Origin of the sequence: Breznakia pachnodae (assembly GCF_030814225.1) — a bacterium.
Lineage (GTDB): Bacteria > Bacillota_I > Bacilli_A > Erysipelotrichales > Erysipelotrichaceae > Breznakia > Breznakia pachnodae.
The window spans coordinates 398,048-416,945 of sequence record NZ_JAUSUR010000004.1 but is presented as its reverse complement, the minus strand read 5'-3'; the positions used below and the strand labels follow the sequence as shown (position 1 = coordinate 416,945).

The window sequence follows — 18,898 nt, the reverse complement described above, 5'->3', positions numbered from 1 at the left end:
ATATAAAATATATCATCTCTTTTGTAAAGATAATGGAAATATTGGTTTGTTTCTTGGAATTTTTCGTAAACTGTTTTCCGTTAATTGTATAATAAAAAATAGTCCACAATAATGTGAACTATTTCCGATAAGTGAATATTAGGGAATAATGTTATAAGAGCAATTATGGATAAGTGTCCAATTATTACAACAATTCACTTATCTTTAATAGTGATTTCTTCCTTTCCCTTAACCTCTGTGTGGACTTGTGGAGATAAAGAAAAAAAGGATTCTAAAACTTGAATCAATTTATATTTCATAAAAGTTTTAATACTAATTCATAGATTTATGTGTTGCATCTTGCCTCTTCTTTTTTTCTTATCTCCGTATATACACTATCATAACTATTTTAATAATTCATTAAATTAGAATAAACTTAACCGCTTTGGAATTTTTAGCTTTTTAATGGAATAACTGGTATTGACTAAACCACTGAATTACTCTACATGATTTCTTTTCTTTGTAAGTTACAAAAAGCGCTCACCTTTTACAGTGAGCATTTTTGATATGTAATATTGATTGAGGATCAATACATTTCAAGTACATTTATGGAGAAAAGATACATTGATTATCCACTTATCATTTATAGTATACTGTTTGTTGGGAAGTTTGCATAGTGATAGTAGCGAAAAATCATAGAGTATAATTTAATTGTTTCTTGGACTTATATCCATATCATTTTCTATGGAAGCATTAAAAACTCCCCGCAGGGATGCGAGCAGTAGGAGGGATATAATGTGAAGTAAGACTATTAAGTCTTTTCCTAAGGTAATGATTCACATCGTATAAGTTAATTTGTTATCTAACTTAACTTTCATTATATTCATTTTACTAATAAAAACAACCCAAAATTTATAGGACAAGGGTTGCTTTTATTGTTAGGTTGTAAAGCATTGCTTATCGACTATAGGAAAGATAATATTTTACTTTACAATTTTATAATATCACAATAAAATATATTGTCCACTATATTGCAAAAAAACAGCCCACTCTACAGTGAGCTATTTTCGATAAGTGAATATTTGAGAAATTGTACTATAAGAGCAAATTATGAATGAGAGTTTACTTCATAGCAGTTTCACTTATCAATTGCAGTGTATCTTCCTAGATCCCTTTTCCACTGGGAGATAATAAAATTGTTTAAATCATAAATATTGCTACAATCTTTTGCATACATCATAAATGTCAATATTTTAGATTTTGTACATTTTCTATTTCCTTATCTCCACCATCAGTTTAACACATCATTTTATATTAGTAACTCATACACTCTGATTTCTTAAAATTTGGAATTTTTAGTTGCTCTAGCGGAATAATTGGTATTGACTAAATGGTTGAAATACTCTACCACTTGTTTAAGATATAAAAATACCCAAATTCACCTGAATGTGGATATACAAAGCATAGAAGGACGAAATAGATCTATGCTTTGTACTTTTATTATATTCCTTTTACATAAATAAAAAAGACCTTACGTATGAAAGTAAGGTCAAGTATAAGTGTAAAATAAGGAAGAAGATAGGAAAGGGATATATACAACCTCATTTTACTTTTAATATTATATCAAAAAAATTACTCATGTCAATTGTAAGAATAAGTAATCCAAACGGGTCACACCTTTATTCACTCGACCTGTTTGGATCACTTATTATAACATATCAAAAAAATATACAAAGACAAAACGAGAGAGTCATGTCTTTGCATTTCAGTAGGAGGGAACCTACCCTTTACAAAGTGAGGATGTGTCTTGGAGGGGCTACATCTTCGCTTTGCTACATTATTATAGCATTTAAAACAACCATATCCACATTTATTTTTACGAAGTTGTTTTTCAGCAAATAAAAAAGGCTACCCTATTACAGATTGCCAGATAGATTACAATATATCAAATCTATAAATCATGAAAGGATTTGATACATTGTGCGGCGTTAGAGATGCTTCTCTAACAGAATCAATTATAATTGTTTTATTTTATTAATGCAATTAAAAAAACACCTTAATTAGTGGTTGATTGTGGGTTAAATAAATTAGACATGCAGAGAGTCACATGTTCTGTATTTATTGATATAATTAGTTCTTATCTCTGCTAAATTTCCAGCGTACAAATAATGAGCATCAATTAAATACATTTATATCCTAAATGGTATACTATAATACCATTATAAATATTGTTGTAGCCAAAATATTTTGATTTATAAATCAGTTGAAATCCATCTGTAATGTCTATATCTTTCAATATATTCTTATATCTACTAACTTTTCCATTATCAAGTCTACTAAAAAGAAAATAATCTCTTCTTCACTTAAAATTTTACCATTTAATTTTTAATATATCTTCTATTTTCCTTCATCTTTCCAAATCCCTATTTTTAAATAGTTTATTAGCGAAGTAATTCTCTATATTTTCAATACTATTTGTTGTTTTAAATTCTATTAAACAATTCATTTTATCAGATTTGTGATTTTACTTTTTATCAATTGCTATTTTTAGTTTTTAATATGATAATGTCAGTATAAGAAGTGACAAAAATGCATTTGCTAATATTGAATCACAGAATATTTCTCCCTATTTTAATAATGCTTATTTATCGTTAATATTATCGAATGTTTTCGTATTGCTTTGCTATCAACTGAAAGAATAAATTTGATGATTCTAAATCTAGTGTAGAACAACGGATTATGCAACTGGCACAATATAGATATTTACAAATCAGAAAAATATATATTCCACAAGATTATACATTAGATGCCAGAACTGGATACAAAGCAGTTACATTAGGGAAGGTTGGACTGCAAGCAATGCATGTAGCTGGTTACCCAGTGACAGATTATAGAGATACTCTTCGTAATGCATCACCTTATAGATTCTATCATCAAGTACAAGTTGCGACAGTATGTGAATGTATGAAACGAAACTTCAATCAGTCTGCAGATAGCAAATTTAGGATTACTAGGATATTAAGTGAAAAGGAATCTTGTTTACCTAAACGAACTAAGCAGATCGAATAATTTTACTGGAGAGGAAAGCAAACGATACTTTAACAATGAATTTGAGGAGAGTATTGCATATTCCAATGTTTATTTAAGATATAGTGTTGCTCCAGAAGTAAAATCGATTTTTACTGAAAATTCTTATTTAGTACGTGCAATAAATCCAAAAGATTTAACAAGTTATGAAAAAACGTTAGGAATGATAAATATATCTTCTTTCGAGCTTTATAATGAGGCATATAATGCTCAATATAATTATGTTTTAATAAAGGAAATATTCATTATTTATTTTAATATTTATTCGTTATTAATTATTTAGTTTTTTGATAATGCTACTATGTAAAGTGCCAAAAATGATGCAATAAGAACAACCAGAAATGGCAATGTAATTGCATCAAAACACCATGATACAATTTCTTATATTAAATAGGAGAATCAAAATCATGGATACAAACTTACATGGAGAATTATTGATATATATGAACATGAACATAAAACCAAATTTCAGTGCATTACAGAGGAAGTATGGAGTGAATCGACATACGATATCAAAGTACTGGAAACAAGGTGGAAGACAAACAGTGCAGAGGAAAAAGAAAAAAAGTAGATTAGATCCATATCAAGAAGAAATCATAAAGCTACTTCAAAAACCAGGAGTAAATAATCGAGGAGCATATGAATACATGATTGATAAGTATTCGGTGGAAGAATTGGGAACTTATAATAATTTTCGCTCCTATACTTATCGAAATGGAATAAAAGCGAAAAAGAAAGAAAAACCACATGTGCGCTTTGAAACGAAACCAGGTGAACAGTTACAAGTAGATTGGAAAGAAAATCTACAATTACAAACGAAACAAGGAGAAGTCATTCAATTTCATTTAATGAGTTCGACACTGGGACATTCACGAATGCATCTCTTTGTGTACACCAAAAGTAAAACAACAGAAGATTTTCTTCGATGTCTAATTGATATTTTCCAACAATTAGGTGGAGTACCAAGACATGTATTGACCGATAATATGACAGCAGTGGTAAGTATAACCAATGGACATAAACGAAAACACCCAAAAATCAAATCCTTTGAAAATGATACGGGAGTGCAAATCAAGTTGTGTAAAACAAGAAGTCCACAAACCAAAGGAAAAACAGAATCAGCGAATCGATTTGCATCATGGTTACAAGCATATGATGGAGAAATCGAAAGTGAAAAAGAACTGATAGAATTGATAGAACAATTAAATTACAAGATAAACAACACAATCAATCAGACAACAAACTTACCACCAATCAGCTTATTTGAAAGTGAAAAAGAAGCATTAAATCCATTACCAAATAAAGTAATGATGGAAAGTTATATAGAGGGAGGCAGTACCCAAAATGTGCCGTCAACGCTACTTATAACCTATCAGGGGAATGGCTATTCAGTCCCCTCAAGATATATTAATAAAAGGATACGAATCGTCCCAATTGGAACGAAAATATATTTATATCATCAATACACACTGATAACGGTACATGATATTCAACACAAAAAATTCAACTATCATATGGATCATTATCAAGAAGCGTTGAGAAATTCAATCCACAACAAAGATATTGATATAGAAAGTGTTGCAAGAGAAAATCTTGAGTTATTAGATCAGATAGGAGGCAACCAGCATGGCAACACCATATAATAAATTAATTAATAATTTGGAGACCGTGAAATTAGACAAGATGAGAGAAGGTTTGGATAGTTATATAACCTTTATTAATGATGGAAAGAAAACAGTAATAGAAGCACTGTATGAACTTACAAATCTAGAAATGGATTTACGAGAGAAAAGAGCAATTAATGCATGTGTAAGAACAGCAAACTTTCCCTATATCAAAACCTTTCAAGATTTTGATTTTAGTTATCAGCCATCAATAAAAAAAGAGCAAATATTAGATTTTCAACAATTGAGATTTTTAGAACAGAAGGAAAATATAATATTTATAGGAACACCAGGAGTAGGTAAAACTCATTTGTCAGTATCTATAGGAGAAGCAGCAGCAAGAAATCGAGTAAGTACATATTTTATTAACTGTAATGATTTAGTTCTGCAGTTAAAAAGAGCACACATGGAGAATCGATTAGAAACACGATTGAAGCATTTCGCAAAATATAAAATACTGATTATAGATGAGGTAGGATTTTTACCATTAGATTTAGAATCATCAAATTTATTCTTCCAGTTAATAGCAAAGCGATATGAAAAACATTCAACAATATTAACGACAAATAAGCCATTATCAAAATGGGGAGAAATCTTTGGTGATCCAGTATTAGCAAATGCGATTTTGGATAGAGTATTGCATCATTCACACGTTATCAACATTACAGGACGTTCCTATCGAATTAAAGATAAGCTCGTAATGATTGAAGAAGAAGGTGATGCAATTAACTAACCAAAAATGATGCAATAAGAAGTGCCAGTTTTGGCTTATCCTATTGCATCATAATTGGCACTTCTTATATTGACATTATCATGTGTAGTGTATATGAGTTTTTAATAGTATTTTGTAAAAATACATATCCCAGAGATTAAAAGATTTCAATTATCACATAAAAAGTATTATTTATATCGTAAATAGACGTGCAAATAGAAACAGTACATAAGAAGATATAACAGAGTCCACATGCAAAAGGAATATAGACACTGACAACAAAGTATACAGATGTATGTGAACGAACCTTAGAAGAGGTTTATAGGCAGCCTGTGCACAACTATACATATCGTTTGCTTCAAAATATGAATAAGCATATTCAAAAGAAAAATGAAGTTGATGAGAGTGATTAATTTACAAATGAATATAATTCCAATCGAAAAATGGCCCACAAATACGTGGGTCTTTTTTTGTATAGAGGAATAAATATAGTATGATCTGTTTGTAGCAGAGGTGGTTGTATGAGTGAAGATAAAAACGTAATTAAGTTTATTGATAATGAATTGAGCTTAGAAGTGCAAGTAAGTCCTGAAGAAGATACTGTTTGGTTGGATCAAAAGCAATTGTCAGAGTTATTTGATAAAGATCAGTCGGTTATATCCAGACATATAAAAAAGATTTTTAGTGAAGGTGAGTTGGAAGAAGGAAGCAATATGCAAAAAATGCATATTGCAAATTCTGATAAACCAGTGAATTTTTACAACCTTGATGTCATTATCAGCGTGGGCTATAGAGTAAAGAGTCATAGAGGAGTTCAATTTCGCAAGTGGGCCAATAAGATACTCAGAGAATATTTAATCAAAGGGTACGCACTTAACCCTAAAGTTTTAAGTATACAGGATTATAACCATGTAGTTGAAATACTAGATAACTATCGGAAGGTGGATGGTAAACTCACTGTATCAAGTGATTCAATATTAGATTTTCTTATTGCATATAGTGATGGGCTAAAGATACTTGATGACTATGATCATCATTCAATACAAGTTCCAGAAGGTCAAAAAGCAATTTATAAAATAACTTATGAAGAATGTATGGATGTAATAAAAAAATCGAAATTTCAAGAAAAAGGTGATAAATTTGCTATTGAAAGAGATGAATCTTTTCGCTCGAGTATTGCAACCATTTATCAAAGTTTTGGAGGAGATGATTTATATCCTTCATTAGAAGATAAAGCAGCGCACCTTTTGTATTTTATAACAAAGAATCACTCTTTTTTTGATGGAAACAAACGAATTGCAGCAACAATTTTTTTGTATTTTATGGATAAGAATGAAGCACTATTTTTAGATAACAAAAAAAGAATAAGTGAAGAGACATTGGCCACTTTAACAATTCCAATAGCATCAAGAGGACCAAAAGATATAGAATTGATACTAAATTTGATAAAGTTACTAATAAAATAATTGGAGGAGAAATAAATATATGAAAAAGAAGATACAAAATTTAGAACAAATAAAAATGATGATTAACAAACCAGATATATTATATGTTCATTGTGATGAAGATGATTTAATGGTAGAAATGTCAAAAGTTATATTGAAAGGTATAGATGAATTTATAGCGGTTGTAAATAAACTAAATCCAGAAATTATATTTTATGAAGAAACATACTTGAGTCCTAATATGTTTCTTATTGAGGAAGAAGATATCGAAGACTCTGCTCTTTATGATTTGGATGAGGAATTGGCTTATGATGAGGTCAATGAATACCATAGAAGACTATTTGATGTAGATTTTTCTGGTGTATTTCAAATTACTGTTTCATGTTTATATCAAGGCACAAATCTTGTTTATAGTGAAATTAATAGAAGCATAATTGAAGATAATGATATATATCCTTCTGGAAAAGTAGCGATGGATCGCCTTGCAGCTAAACATATAGATAAATTTAATGGGCCAAGATTTAAATCAAGAAAAGAAATTTTATCAGAGAGAGAGGAATTAGCTAGCGAAATTATGGAGGATATTGGATTTCAAAAGTGTACTACAAAACAAAAACGAAAAGAATGGACTCTAAAGTATTGCGCCTTCCATCCTGATTGTATAGATTTGTTTGATGAGGTAGTGGATGATATACATATGAGTGATTTTATTGAAGATGTTTGGGAAAGACTAGGGAAAACACATTCAAAGCAACTTACGTGATAGACAAGAAATAGCATGTATTAACTTAAAATGAATTTTATAAATTGCAAGACTACTTTTGCAATTTTTTTAATATAGAATAGTAGTAGATAAGATCAGCTGACGAAAGAAATGAGGTGATAATCAAAGTAAAAAGAAACAATATAATACTTGGTGATGCATATGAGGTTATAAAGGAAATACCAGATCAATCAATTGATTTAATTGTAATCGATCCACCATATGAAATAGCTTCCTCTTCATCAGGTAATGGAAAGATATCCAAGTCATTACAGAATTTAACAAACGAATTAAACACAGCACAAATAACAAAAGGAATTGACTCAAGAATATTTGATGAGTTCATGAGAATTATGAAGAAACCAAATATCTATGTTTGGTGCAATAAGAAACAAATACTCCAGTACCTAAATTATTTCGTTGGCATTCATAAATGTGCTTTTGATATATTAGTTTGGATTAAAACGAATCCGATACCAGCATATGGCCCAAATTATTTGAATGATAAGGAATTTTGTCTTTACTTTCGCAAGGGAGTGAAACTTACAACAACATATCAATCAGGAAAAACGTATTGGATCACACCACTAAATATTAAAGATAAAAAGAAGTATAATCATCCCACTGTCAAACCAATTGAAATTATCGAGACATTAATATCCAACGCTAGTAAAGAGGGAGATATAATATTTGATTGTTTTCTTGGATCTGGGACAACAGCTGTCGCTGCTAAGAAAATAGGAAGGGATTATATAGGTGTTGAAAGAGATTCCAAGTACTTTGAAGTAAGTGTTCGCAGGGTTAATGAGGTGGATAATATATAATTACAAAGAAAAGAATCGCTTCCGTTATGCTGATGGAATGCGATTCTTTTTTTGAATTATCTATTTGACGAACCATACACTTGTGAATGTATTATAATATAAATCAAGAATTTGATTATCAACTTTCACAATATATTTATAACTTAAAATATTCTTTTCATTTATTACACAGGTATCTAAGATGCAATCGATTTTTGCCTCTGTTCCATTTAAAAATATTGATAGAGGTTTCATCATTTTGTGAGGCTCAAATAAAGCTACTACACTAACATATTTGTCTTTCGTAAATTCCGCCTTTTCTCCTATGCACGACACTATACAACTATAAAGAAGCGCAGTCAAATAAGATGCATAAATCGGGAAAAAAAACCGATATGCGAAACGATATTTACCAATTATCACTTTTAAGCTACCGATTGTCACAAAGGGGTTGAAATGAACATTGTCCTATGATTAAATGCAACTAAGAACAGGAGGCGTTAAAATATGAAGGAATGTGGGAGACGAATAGAAGTTATGATGAGGCAAAAGGAGGTTACGTTATTAGAATTATCAGGGAGAACTGGAATATCAAAATCAGCGTTACAAAGAATTACATCAGGGAGTTTAACAACTGTAGATAAATTTAAATGTAATATCGAAACAATTGCTTCTGAGTTAGGAACAACCCCTATACGATTATTGGGATGGGATCAAAAATATTATTATTCAGAAGATGAAAATTTCAAGAAACTTCAAAAGGCTATTCGAATTATGGATATGTTACGTGAAGAATGTGGAGACGCTTATTTTGTCTTTGGTTTTGATATCCTTAAACTGACTGGGGAAGAAATTATAAATAGGGTTGCAGCAGTAGAAAAACTCTATAATGAGATGGAAAGAGATGGTAATGATGAATTATAATGAATTGAAACATAAGGTTATCAAACTAGCTGCTTCACATGGAATAATTATTAAGGAACTTGATTTAAATGAGAACGAGCCAAATGCTCTGATAATTAAAAATTATATTGGAATCAAGAAATATCTTCAAGTAGAGGAATGGCTTATCCCGTCTTACATGAGATGGGAAATTATTTCTTGCACATGGAAAAATCGATTTCATGGAACCACTCTATTGTAAAGGATAAGTATGAAATAGAAGCTGATGCATTTGCATGTAGAAAGATATTAGAGATGTCAAATATTTCAGGGAATGTAAAAACTATTTTAATAGAAAATAGAGTACCTATAAGTGTTATAGAAACCTTTTGCAAATAAAATGAGAAAATATGAATAAATGGAGGGATTAAGGATATGAAAAAATCATTCACATTAAATGAGTTGATTGAGTTATACGATAAGTATAAAAGTAGAGAAATCAAGACATCAACTAAATTATCAAATAAGTATATGGCTAATGCATTATCGCAATGGAAAGATTTTGATTTAACATTATTAAATGAAAAATTAATAGAAAATGATATATTAAATCCTGTTTTTGAAAAGAAATCAGTTAGTTATACGAATAAAATCAGATCGTATTTGAATAAGATTTTCTCTTTTGCGTTGAAGGAAGAGTTAATTATAGTAAATCCCATTTCAAAGATAAGCATTTATAGAAACCCTGATGAGGTGATTAAAGAAGTAAGACATTATACACCAGATGACTGGAGAATAATCAATCAATGCTTTAAAACATGGATAGAAAAAAATCCCAATGATTACATATATTTTGTGATTATATCGATTTTGTATTATATGGGGATGCGCATTGGGGAAGTCTTGGCACTTAGTAAAAATGATATTATTAATAATACTTATATTAATATTTACAAAACATGTACTTTTTTTCCAAGGACAGAGATTGAGAGTGGATATCTAGTTACTGCACCAAAAACATTTAATTCAAGAAGAAAAATTAAAATGCCAAAAATATTAAGACAAATTATGAATCAATATTTTGAGTATTATAATGATAGATACACTGAAAATGCACAATTTCTTTTTGGAGGAAATCAACCAGTACATATAAGAAATGTTGGGAGAAAATTTAAAAAAATTACAGAATTAGGAAAACTACCACAGTTAAAAGTACATAGTTTAAGACACAGTCATGCTTCGTTTTTAATTAATAATGGAGCAATTTCTAAAGCCGTTGCAGAAAGGTTAGGTAATACCGAAACAGAAGTACAGAAAACCTATAGTCATTTGTTTAAATCAGCATCAGATGCATGTGTACAACTGATTGATGATGAATTTTTTTGATTATGAAGAGTATTGCTAAAAAAATGATGTTGGAACTATTCTAAAATGATACAATATGATTACAAAGATAATTGGAAAGTGAGCATAATATGAAGAAAATTGAAAATCCTATAGTTTTTATTTCTTACGCATGGGCGACACCAGACTATGAAGAGAAAGTATTGTTACTTGCTACAAAACTCAGAGGAGATGGCATAAATGCGATTTTAGATAAGTGGAATTTGAAAGAGGGACATGATACATATTCATTTATGGAACAAAGTGTATTGGATGATTCAATAACTAATGTATTACTATTATTAGATCCAGTATATGAAAAGAAAGCGAATATTAGAGTTGGTGGAGTTGGCACTGAAACACAAATCATCTCTTCGGAGATATATTCTAAAGTTGATCAAGAAAAGTTTATTCCTGTTATTATGGCGAGAAATCAAGATGGAACAATTCCAAAACCAGTGTATTTGAAAAACTTGTTACATTTTGATTTGTCAGTTGTTGATAAATATGATGATGAATATATTAGATTAGTAAAAAGGCTCTATGGTGAGGAATACTATAGAACTCCAGAGTTAGGAACTAAACCTAGCTGGGTTGAAGAAGATATTAATATGATTAATGTTGAAACTAATAAGTATAATATTTTAAGTGAAGTGAATTCAAGTAAAGTTTTGCAGAGCAAGTATAAGGCGTTTCTAGATGAAATAAGTATGTCGATTGTATCTCTCGATTTTAAAGACAATGATCAGTTATCATATGAAAAAATAATTGAGGACTATGATATGACAAAAAGTATTCGTTCAAATTATTTAGAGTTGCTAAATTACACACCATATATTGAAAATGGTGGACGTATTATTTCGGATTTCTTTGAATCAACATATAACGAGTTAAATCATTATTCTAATAGCTTACAATTAAATGTTCAAAAATCTTTTATTCATGAATTATTAATATATACAATTACTATCTTATTTAAACAAAATGATTTCTCAGCTATTGGAAAGATACTAACAAGAACATATTATGATAAATATAGGAATAGGTATCTCAGAACATACACAATGTTTTATTATTATAATGAAAATCTTGATTTAGCTGTTAGCAGGGTGGATGGTAAGAATTATTATTCAGGGACAGCAAGCCATTGGATTACTAATCTTGATGTATCAAAATGTAGTAAAGATGAATTTGTTTTTTCAGATATAATTTTATATAATGCAGCAGTTTATATTGAAAAATTCGAGAATGAGTTTACCTGGTTTCCTTTAACATATGCTTTTGGATCTAATGAGAATATTCAAACTAGGATGTATTTCAAGAAATTGATTTCAAATGAATTTTTAGAAGAATTAGTAGAGATGTTTGGATATGGAAGTGTTGATGACTTCAAAAATCGATTTAATGAGATAAACGAAGAAATTTCAAAAGAATTGATACAACCTACACGTTTTGGAAATTCATTTGAAAGTGCACCATTGATTAATTATTGCATTGATTATGAAATGCTGGGTATTAGAAGGTAGATAATTTATTTATTCTGAAATGTAAGGGGTTTGAAATTTTATGTTGACAAGTAGGTTGGATAACCCTATAATATATATTGTAGTAGCATAAGCAATGCTATAAGGTTTTTGGGAAGAAGTTCGATTCCGACCGGGACCACCATTTGAACAGAGAAACCTTATTTTGAAGGTTTTTTTTGTTTTTACTATAACTAAAAAATGAAATATTATATCAGGTAAGCGGATAAAAAAACTAGTATTTTCTAATGGATATAGTCTATAAAGAGTTTGATAATAATCATAGTATTCAAATCTTTTATAATAAAAGGGCTGATAATAAAAAAGACACAATTTATAGTGTCTTTACTCTACAGAACTGGATAGGTTAAGTTTTGCAGCATTGCGAATAAAATGTATATGCATAATAACTATTATTCAGACTTAAGCATTTCTTTTGCTTCGAAAATATACTGATAAGTTCTTGCTCCTGTTTTATCAAATAATACTATTGAATAAGAATTGCTTTCTTCATCATTAACACACATTTTTTCAATTTCTTTACCGTATAGTTTCTTAAAAACATCCCTTTTAATCTGTTTTTCTACATACATGAGGCATGCTAATTCATAAGTATTACAAGCATTTCTAATAGAATCTATATATCTTTGATATAACTTTTCATATTCTTTAGATGAAGTATCTTCAATATCATCAAGTTCATCTCTTAAATTTTCTACTCGATTATCTGCTTGATTTATTTCATTAAATACAGAAATTTGCAAAGTTGCATCTTGTTGTTTGTTTTGTATAACTGTATAAATCATAGTTCCAACAGAAATTAGAAATGAGAGAATAGCAATCACTTCACTTAATCCCCATTCATTTATAAGTTGGACTTTTATTAAATCACTCATTTTTTATCACTTGTTGTTGGTTTTCTTGCAGGTCTTCTAGGACTACTTTTATCTGCTGAATGCTTTATGAACTCCCCGTTACTTTTCTTTGTATTTGGTTGTTCTGATTGTTTAGTATCATTTTTGTAGTTCATTTCTTTATCCTCCTTATATATAAATTATAACAAAACAGAATGTATATGTTAAGCTATTGCTACTCATTCCTGTTGTTTTGTGAGATAAAAAAATGTTTTTTTAGTTCCTTAATTTGAACTAATTTTTCAAGTTCGTTTCTAGAACGATAATTAGTATTTATAATCCAATCTAACTTTAATAAAACACGTGCATATTCTCTTACTAAGCTTGCATCTTCTTGAAATACTATTGAATGATATCCTTCACATGATCTATCATAAACCAAGTTAGTATTATCCCTAATTTTATCATGTATCTCATCAACCATATTATTTACATTATATTTTTCTTTTTTTTGTTCATCTGAATTATTTTTATAAGGCGTCATAGCAGATAGAACACGTAAGACATCATCTAAGTTAATTTTCTTCTTTGAAGCAATATCCATCAAATTAGAGCGCCATTCAGTAGAATTGTGCATCTTATCAGCTGAAACCCTTTTTAATGAACTAGAAGCTTGCAACACTGTCAATGATACACCTGTAAACCCTATAACGGAAGTAACTATTGTTATGGCATTATCATCTAGACCGCTCAAATCACTTGATATAATTAGATTGGTACCTTTTACAAAAATCATAAATATAATCACAGTAATTGGAAGGACTCTATCACATAGACATAAACCTGAATATAATCTAATATTTGTTGTAGATATATGTTTGACAATAGAGTTTTTCAGTAACTCTAAAAGAAATCTTCTTGTAAAATAGATAGTAATCAAACCGATAATACTATATAACAAAAAATATAAACTATTAGGTTGAAAAGTATTTAGGTAATACAACAACTTCCTCTCTCCTCCCATTACGTCTGCTATACAGAAAAGAAGTCTAAAGATAATTAATGGAATTAAAATTAGAGAGATAGAGAGTATCCAAATATAAATTTTAGATCCTTTGTTCCTTAATGATTCGTTTTTTTCATTTCTTTTTTTACAACACATAATATATCAATTCTCCTTAATAAATCACTATTCTAAGTATAAAAAATCTTATAAACTGTTAATAAATATATTGTCAGTTTATTTAGCATTTTGTTATTTATCATAACAAAATGCAATATGCAACTTTTTCATTTTATGTTAATATTATATATAGACTTAACTGTTGGAATGAGCATTTTTATGTAGAGCAACTGTAAGTCAAAGCTGTAGTGCGATTAAAGCTCTTTACCATTCGTTTAAGGTACGTGAATGGAGTTGAAATTTTTATGGCTTTTGAAAGTATTCATATTACGCTTGTGTTAGTTTGTGTTATTCTTATTCAAGCCAATAAATTTATTGGGCGATAAGATTATAGTACAAGTAAATTAAAAGACACCTATTACTTTTGACCGAGTTTGGTGTCTTTTTCTTGTGCTAGATTTAGAAATTAGATTTTGTTAAACAAAAGAATTTTTAAAAAAAATATATTTCCTCGCTTTAACTATTTGCTGCTAATGAATTTAATATTAATCTTTATTTCTTTATCCAGACCTTCACATTACGTATATTAACTATACAATATCTGCGTTCATTTTTCAACTTCAATTTCTCCACCATTACCTCTCCCCCTCTAAAACTAATACTGCAAATTATTTTGTTGATAACAAAAGTATAACTTTACTGGTAGCACAGGAATAGATGTTGGTGTACTTTCTCCAACAGAGCCATTGTTACTTTTGGTATTTGCTGTCCCTGTTGATTTATCACTATTTATTGTATTATTAGATGCCCAAATATTTGTTGCTCCATTTGAATTGGCTACTGTGGGATTGTTATTTAACTCAGCAAAGTTTTCCGTATTCATATTTGTATTAGCTATAATCTTTTCGTCATCTCTATATGTCAATTAGATTTAGACGATTTCAGACTAAAAATAAGTATTGGGTATCATAAGAAATATAATTGATTTAGAAAGTTTGGGAGGTATTTATGATATATAGGAGATTGCGAGACTTAAGAGAAGATAAAGATCTTACGCAAGAAAATTTAGCTGAGTATTTACAGATATCACAAAGAACTTATTCAAGATATGAAACAGGTGAAAGTTCTTTACCAATTGAGATAGTTAGTAAGTTAGCCGATTTTTATAATACAACTATTGACTATTTAGTAAATAGAACTAATAAAAAATAGAAAATAATTCGTATAATTATTAAAGTTATATGAATTGGAAGGAGAGAGAATGTTTGGAACTGTTATTTTAGATTCATTTAGTAAAAAAGAAATTGTAGAAATAAAAAAAGCATTAGAGATACTTTGTAATCCCTCGGATTATTATGGGTGGTCTTCGCATGGTATTTATTGCTTTTGGGATTATAATACAAAAGAAGTTTTATATATTGGATTGGCTAGCGACCTTGAACTAAGGTTTTGCCAACATTTAGGAATTATTAGGACCACTAATGAAAGCTGTAAGTATAAAAAAATTATGGAATATTTCAAATTAAACGAAAGGTTAGGTTATACTATATTTGTTCAGTCTCCTTTGGCTCAGGGGAAAGTATATAGAAATAAAGTGTTATTTGATGATTTTATTGAATCACAGGACGCTCCCCTGCAAGATTATTCTACTCAGCAGGGGATAGCTGATATTAAGAGAGTAGAAGGAATATTAATTGAATCATACAGGTTAGAAAACGGGCAAATTCCTCCATGGAATGAAGTCGGTGGATCAATAATAGGTCAAAAAAAAGTTATGACTAATAATATTAACATAGTAAAGAGTTTTACTGATTCATCACTTGTAGAGAAAAGTTTCATTATGTCTAGAAGTACATTGAGAGAATTAGCATCAAACCCAACATACGAAAGATATGAAAATCATCTACATGCTGCTAGAATTCTAGCATTAAATATGAAGATAGATTTTAGTGATGCTTTGAGTGCTATTCATAAATTCTCGCCTGATACTCAAAGTACTATGCAAGATATTATTAATTCTAAATATTTAGAGAAGAAACTGTTAAAAGTTTAGTTGGATTTTAAACTTTAAAGTTAAGAAAGGAAAAGTTTGCCAGGAATCATGTAATTATATATATAATTACAGTTAATATGTATCTTTAAAAATTTTTATGAGCGCATATCTATTTTATTATAAGGAAAATCTGTTAGTTCCCAAATGGGGAATTAACAGATTTTCTAATTTAAGCAAATTAATTGAATAGCGATTTTAGTTAATTTTAGGTTTTTTCCTAATAGAAACCAATCCAACTGAAATAACTAACAATGCAATATAATATGCAGTATTTGTTGTATCTGATGTTTTCACTGAATTACTCATAGCTGCTTGTGCAGGTGTATGTTCAGCTTTGTTAGCATCATCTTGAACAGTATTTAAAGAATTATCTTTGTTTGCATTATTTTGATTGTCTGTTTCTTCATTATTAGTAGGACCTTGTTCAGGTTCTTGATTACCATCATCAGGATTAGGTTTTCCGTTCTCTTGATTATCTATTTCATAGTCATCATCATTATCATCTTCATTATTATTCTGATTACCTATATTATTCTCTTCGTCTTCACCAATAATTGTTACATTATAATTACCAGTAACAGTGATACCATCCGTATAAGTAAGGGTTACTTCACTTTGGTATTCTCCTCTTGTTGTAAAGTCAACAGAAGATAAATTAACATCCATATCAAAGTCTTCACCTATACCAATTATCTGTGCATCATTAATATATTCTTCAATCGTAATAGAGCTTTCTTCCATATATTCTACATCATTTCCATTAATACCGTATTGAGATATGTCCAAATCGATTACTTGATTTCTTTTTGAAGAAATTGCAACTTGATCTTCTCTATTATATTTCGCATAGTTAGTGATCGTTAAATCTTCAGTTGATGTAATTTCCTCAGGTATTTCAACTGCCATAGTTCCACCATGGTATTTGAAATTACTAGATATTGAATAATCACTTCTCATAAACATTAAGTCTACACCTTCTTCTAAAAGGTTATCAAAACCTTCTAAATTAGGGATCTCTACATCAATATATCTTACATTGTTAATGACTTTAAAGTTAGATACTTCAATTTGTGGTTCAATATGCGTATAAGAAATACCATCAATATTCAGTTCTATAAAATCACCAAACAATAAAGTATCCGTTAACGTTAGATTTTGAATTTGATTTCCACTTTTATTACTAAAGATATGGCCAGAAGCGCTTAAGACTTCTGCATCTAATACACTCTTATCTATATTCATTTCTTTAATAACTGCAGTTGCTTGCAAATTGATTGCTCTTGATATAGTTTCAGTTTCAAACACATTCTCGCTAATCAATAATGTATCAACACTACCACTTAACCAAAATAAGGCGTTATGCCCAACTGTAGCGCTTGTTTGAATATCTACAGGATCTAGATTGATTGTTCCAATCTTTGTTGATGCATAACTATCTACAATTAAGTAACTAGAAACAAAAGTTCCGAAGTAATCAATCTTACCAATAGTAGTTCCATTATTTGTATAAATAAGTCCATAGTTATTTGTTGTTTGATTAATATAACTGTTTTTTCCAAAAGTTAAACTATTTATTGTTCCATTAATATAAAATGCACCATCATATAATTTATTTACATATGCATTAAATTCAACAGTTCCAATTGTAGGAGTAGTTGAAGCAGAACCATTTGTTAAAATGACCCTGGCTTCTTCGATATATCCATTGATTATAACATTGCCAATTGATCCAGTTGTTACTTGGTTATAAACCATCAGTCCTTTTGGCGTGCTCGTATAACTACTTTCTGTGAACTCCAGATAGTTAATCTTCCCACCATAAACAGTACTTACAAGTCCATAGTTTTGTTCATTACGCATTGTACCTTCAATGATAATGTTGTCTACTGTAGAACCTTCAGTAACACCAATTCCTTGCATGTTCGATTCCAAAGTTCCATTGATATACATATTAATGTTATTACGATATTCATTCACAATAATAGCGGATGCATAGCCACTATTCACTTTGACCTTTGATGTAACATCTACCGTTATATTTACGTTACTGTTCAACTCTAAACCATAATTGTTAGTTGTATTAATTGTTGTATTCTCTAATGTAGTATTAGTATCTGTCAGATAAACAGTTCTGGTAAAATTACCATTTTTTAAAGTAATATCTCCACCCGTGATTCTTAGTACTCCAGTTTGTGTGCCACTTAATTCAACACTACCTGATCCACCAGTGATTGTTACATCAAATCCATTGTTTAGATTTTCACTGATGGTAGAATAGGTTCCACTTGTTGTATAAGAAACGCTATTTTCATATGTTGCTATTACTGTGCTGTAAGTCTGCATTGTTATTTCTTCATTTGCACCTACAACATTTCCATTTGTATGTTCATCCCAGTTTCCTGGAGCGATTGCCTCAATCGTATCTGCAGCAGAAATGTTATTTTTTGCTACTGCTACGCTGGTTCCAATCACACCTATAAGTAAACTGATCAATATAATTTTATATGTTTTGGTTTTCATAAGACCTCCATTAATTTGAATGTTTTTATTACATTCTTTCTTTAGTCGTAATGAGATTTAGTTTCGTTCACTTTTTTGAATATTTTTTTCTATAAATTTATTTAAAA

At 29.5% G+C, this 18,898-nt stretch carries 17 protein-coding genes; 12 read left to right on the top strand and 5 right to left on the bottom strand.

Annotation, left to right across the window (positions count from 1 at the left end):
* Window positions 1-2,718 precede the first annotated feature (2,718 nt).
* From J2S15_RS12950 to J2S15_RS12905, 10 genes are all read left to right on the top strand, one after another.
* Entirely contained in the window at window positions 2,719-3,048 is a 330-nt protein-coding gene (locus J2S15_RS12950) for a hypothetical protein (RefSeq protein WP_307408977.1), read from the top strand.
* 425 nt (window positions 3,049-3,473) lie between these two features.
* A complete protein-coding gene (gene istA / locus J2S15_RS12945; protein WP_307408975.1) occupies window positions 3,474-4,709 on the top strand; it encodes an IS21 family transposase in 1,236 nt (411 codons plus the stop codon).
* Window positions 4,693-5,463 carry an IS21-like element helper ATPase IstB gene (gene istB, locus J2S15_RS12940; RefSeq protein WP_307408973.1) on the top strand — a complete coding sequence of 257 codons (771 nt, stop codon included), beginning with the start codon at window positions 4,693-4,695 and terminating at the stop codon, window positions 5,461-5,463. Before istA ends, istB begins: the two co-directional genes overlap by 17 nt.
* 500 nt (window positions 5,464-5,963) lie before the next feature.
* Window positions 5,964-6,908, top strand: coding sequence for a virulence RhuM family protein/type II toxin-antitoxin system death-on-curing family toxin (locus tag J2S15_RS12935; protein ID WP_307408971.1), 945 nt, complete (start codon window positions 5,964-5,966; stop codon window positions 6,906-6,908).
* A 19-nt stretch (window positions 6,909-6,927) separates the two neighbouring features.
* Entirely contained in the window at window positions 6,928-7,650 is a 723-nt protein-coding gene (locus J2S15_RS12930) for a hypothetical protein (RefSeq protein WP_307408969.1), read from the top strand.
* A gap of 116 nt (window positions 7,651-7,766) precedes the next feature.
* Complete coding sequence (locus J2S15_RS12925) at window positions 7,767-8,474, top strand: DNA-methyltransferase (RefSeq protein ID WP_307408967.1); 708 nt, start codon at window positions 7,767-7,769, stop codon at window positions 8,472-8,474.
* A gap of 486 nt (window positions 8,475-8,960) precedes the next feature.
* Window positions 8,961-9,377: a helix-turn-helix domain-containing protein gene (locus tag J2S15_RS12920; protein ID WP_307408965.1), complete on the top strand. Its 417-nt coding sequence runs from the start codon at window positions 8,961-8,963 to the stop codon at window positions 9,375-9,377.
* Window positions 9,367-9,597 carry a hypothetical protein gene (locus J2S15_RS12915; RefSeq protein WP_307408963.1) on the top strand — a complete coding sequence of 77 codons (231 nt, stop codon included), beginning with the start codon at window positions 9,367-9,369 and terminating at the stop codon, window positions 9,595-9,597. Before J2S15_RS12920 ends, J2S15_RS12915 begins: the two co-directional genes overlap by 11 nt.
* 173 nt (window positions 9,598-9,770) lie before the next feature.
* Complete coding sequence (locus J2S15_RS12910) at window positions 9,771-10,721, top strand: tyrosine-type recombinase/integrase (protein ID WP_307408961.1); 951 nt, start codon at window positions 9,771-9,773, stop codon at window positions 10,719-10,721.
* A gap of 89 nt (window positions 10,722-10,810) precedes the next feature.
* Window positions 10,811-12,244 carry a toll/interleukin-1 receptor domain-containing protein gene (locus J2S15_RS12905; RefSeq protein WP_307408959.1) on the top strand — a complete coding sequence of 478 codons (1,434 nt, stop codon included), beginning with the start codon at window positions 10,811-10,813 and terminating at the stop codon, window positions 12,242-12,244.
* Between the two features lie 410 nt (window positions 12,245-12,654).
* Here J2S15_RS12905 and J2S15_RS12900 read toward each other — a convergent pair whose 3' ends face one another.
* The 4 genes from J2S15_RS12900 to J2S15_RS12885 form a co-directional block, all read right to left on the bottom strand.
* Window positions 12,655-13,137, bottom strand: a complete 483-nt coding sequence (locus tag J2S15_RS12900) for a hypothetical protein (RefSeq protein WP_307408958.1) — start codon at window positions 13,135-13,137, stop codon at window positions 12,655-12,657.
* Window positions 13,134-13,271: a hypothetical protein gene (locus J2S15_RS12895; RefSeq protein WP_307408956.1), complete on the bottom strand. Its 138-nt coding sequence runs from the start codon at window positions 13,269-13,271 to the stop codon at window positions 13,134-13,136. The genes J2S15_RS12900 and J2S15_RS12895 overlap by 4 nt, the downstream gene beginning before the upstream one ends.
* A gap of 59 nt (window positions 13,272-13,330) precedes the next feature.
* The gene (locus J2S15_RS12890; protein WP_307408954.1) at window positions 13,331-14,257 is read right to left on the bottom strand and encodes a hypothetical protein; all 927 of its coding nucleotides are present in this window, start codon (window positions 14,255-14,257) and stop codon (window positions 13,331-13,333) included.
* A 616-nt stretch (window positions 14,258-14,873) separates the two neighbouring features.
* A complete protein-coding gene (locus J2S15_RS12885) occupies window positions 14,874-15,101 on the bottom strand; it encodes a hypothetical protein (protein WP_307408952.1) in 228 nt (75 codons plus the stop codon).
* A gap of 125 nt (window positions 15,102-15,226) precedes the next feature.
* Between J2S15_RS12885 and J2S15_RS12880 the strand changes: the two genes are divergently transcribed.
* Window positions 15,227-15,430, top strand: coding sequence for a helix-turn-helix domain-containing protein (locus J2S15_RS12880; RefSeq protein WP_307408950.1), 204 nt, complete (start codon window positions 15,227-15,229; stop codon window positions 15,428-15,430).
* A 49-nt stretch (window positions 15,431-15,479) separates the two neighbouring features.
* Window positions 15,480-16,271, top strand: a complete 792-nt coding sequence (locus tag J2S15_RS12875; RefSeq protein ID WP_307408949.1) for a hypothetical protein — start codon at window positions 15,480-15,482, stop codon at window positions 16,269-16,271.
* Between the two features lie 195 nt (window positions 16,272-16,466).
* On the opposite strand, the gene J2S15_RS12870 is transcribed toward J2S15_RS12875, so the two are convergent.
* Complete coding sequence (locus tag J2S15_RS12870) at window positions 16,467-18,791, bottom strand: hypothetical protein (protein ID WP_307408947.1); 2,325 nt, start codon at window positions 18,789-18,791, stop codon at window positions 16,467-16,469.
* Window positions 18,792-18,898 lie beyond the last annotated feature (107 nt).

Excerpts from the sequence above, each read along its gene's own strand:
- J2S15_RS12950 (WP_307408977.1), top strand. The coding sequence starts at position 2,719 with ATGCAACTGGCACAATATAGATATTTACAAATCAGAAAAATATATATT.
- istA (WP_307408975.1), top strand. The coding sequence starts at position 3,474 with ATGGATACAAACTTACATGGAGAATTATTGATATATATGAACATGAAC.
- istB (WP_307408973.1), top strand. The coding sequence starts at position 4,693 with ATGGCAACACCATATAATAAATTAATTAATAATTTGGAGACCGTGAAA.
- J2S15_RS12935 (WP_307408971.1), top strand. The coding sequence starts at position 5,964 with ATGAGTGAAGATAAAAACGTAATTAAGTTTATTGATAATGAATTGAGC.
- J2S15_RS12930 (WP_307408969.1), top strand. The coding sequence starts at position 6,928 with ATGAAAAAGAAGATACAAAATTTAGAACAAATAAAAATGATGATTAAC.
- J2S15_RS12920 (WP_307408965.1), top strand. The coding sequence starts at position 8,961 with ATGAAGGAATGTGGGAGACGAATAGAAGTTATGATGAGGCAAAAGGAG.
- J2S15_RS12915 (WP_307408963.1), top strand. The coding sequence starts at position 9,367 with ATGAATTATAATGAATTGAAACATAAGGTTATCAAACTAGCTGCTTCA.
- J2S15_RS12910 (WP_307408961.1), top strand. The coding sequence starts at position 9,771 with ATGAAAAAATCATTCACATTAAATGAGTTGATTGAGTTATACGATAAG.
- J2S15_RS12905 (WP_307408959.1), top strand. The coding sequence starts at position 10,811 with ATGAAGAAAATTGAAAATCCTATAGTTTTTATTTCTTACGCATGGGCG.
- J2S15_RS12900 (WP_307408958.1), bottom strand. The coding sequence starts at position 13,137 with ATGAGTGATTTAATAAAAGTCCAACTTATAAATGAATGGGGATTAAGT.
- J2S15_RS12895 (WP_307408956.1), bottom strand. The coding sequence starts at position 13,271 with ATGAACTACAAAAATGATACTAAACAATCAGAACAACCAAATACAAAG.
- J2S15_RS12890 (WP_307408954.1), bottom strand. The coding sequence starts at position 14,257 with ATGTGTTGTAAAAAAAGAAATGAAAAAAACGAATCATTAAGGAACAAA.
- J2S15_RS12885 (WP_307408952.1), bottom strand. The coding sequence starts at position 15,101 with ATGAATACGGAAAACTTTGCTGAGTTAAATAACAATCCCACAGTAGCC.
- J2S15_RS12880 (WP_307408950.1), top strand. The coding sequence starts at position 15,227 with ATGATATATAGGAGATTGCGAGACTTAAGAGAAGATAAAGATCTTACG.
- J2S15_RS12875 (WP_307408949.1), top strand. The coding sequence starts at position 15,480 with ATGTTTGGAACTGTTATTTTAGATTCATTTAGTAAAAAAGAAATTGTA.
- J2S15_RS12870 (WP_307408947.1), bottom strand. The coding sequence starts at position 18,791 with ATGAAAACCAAAACATATAAAATTATATTGATCAGTTTACTTATAGGT.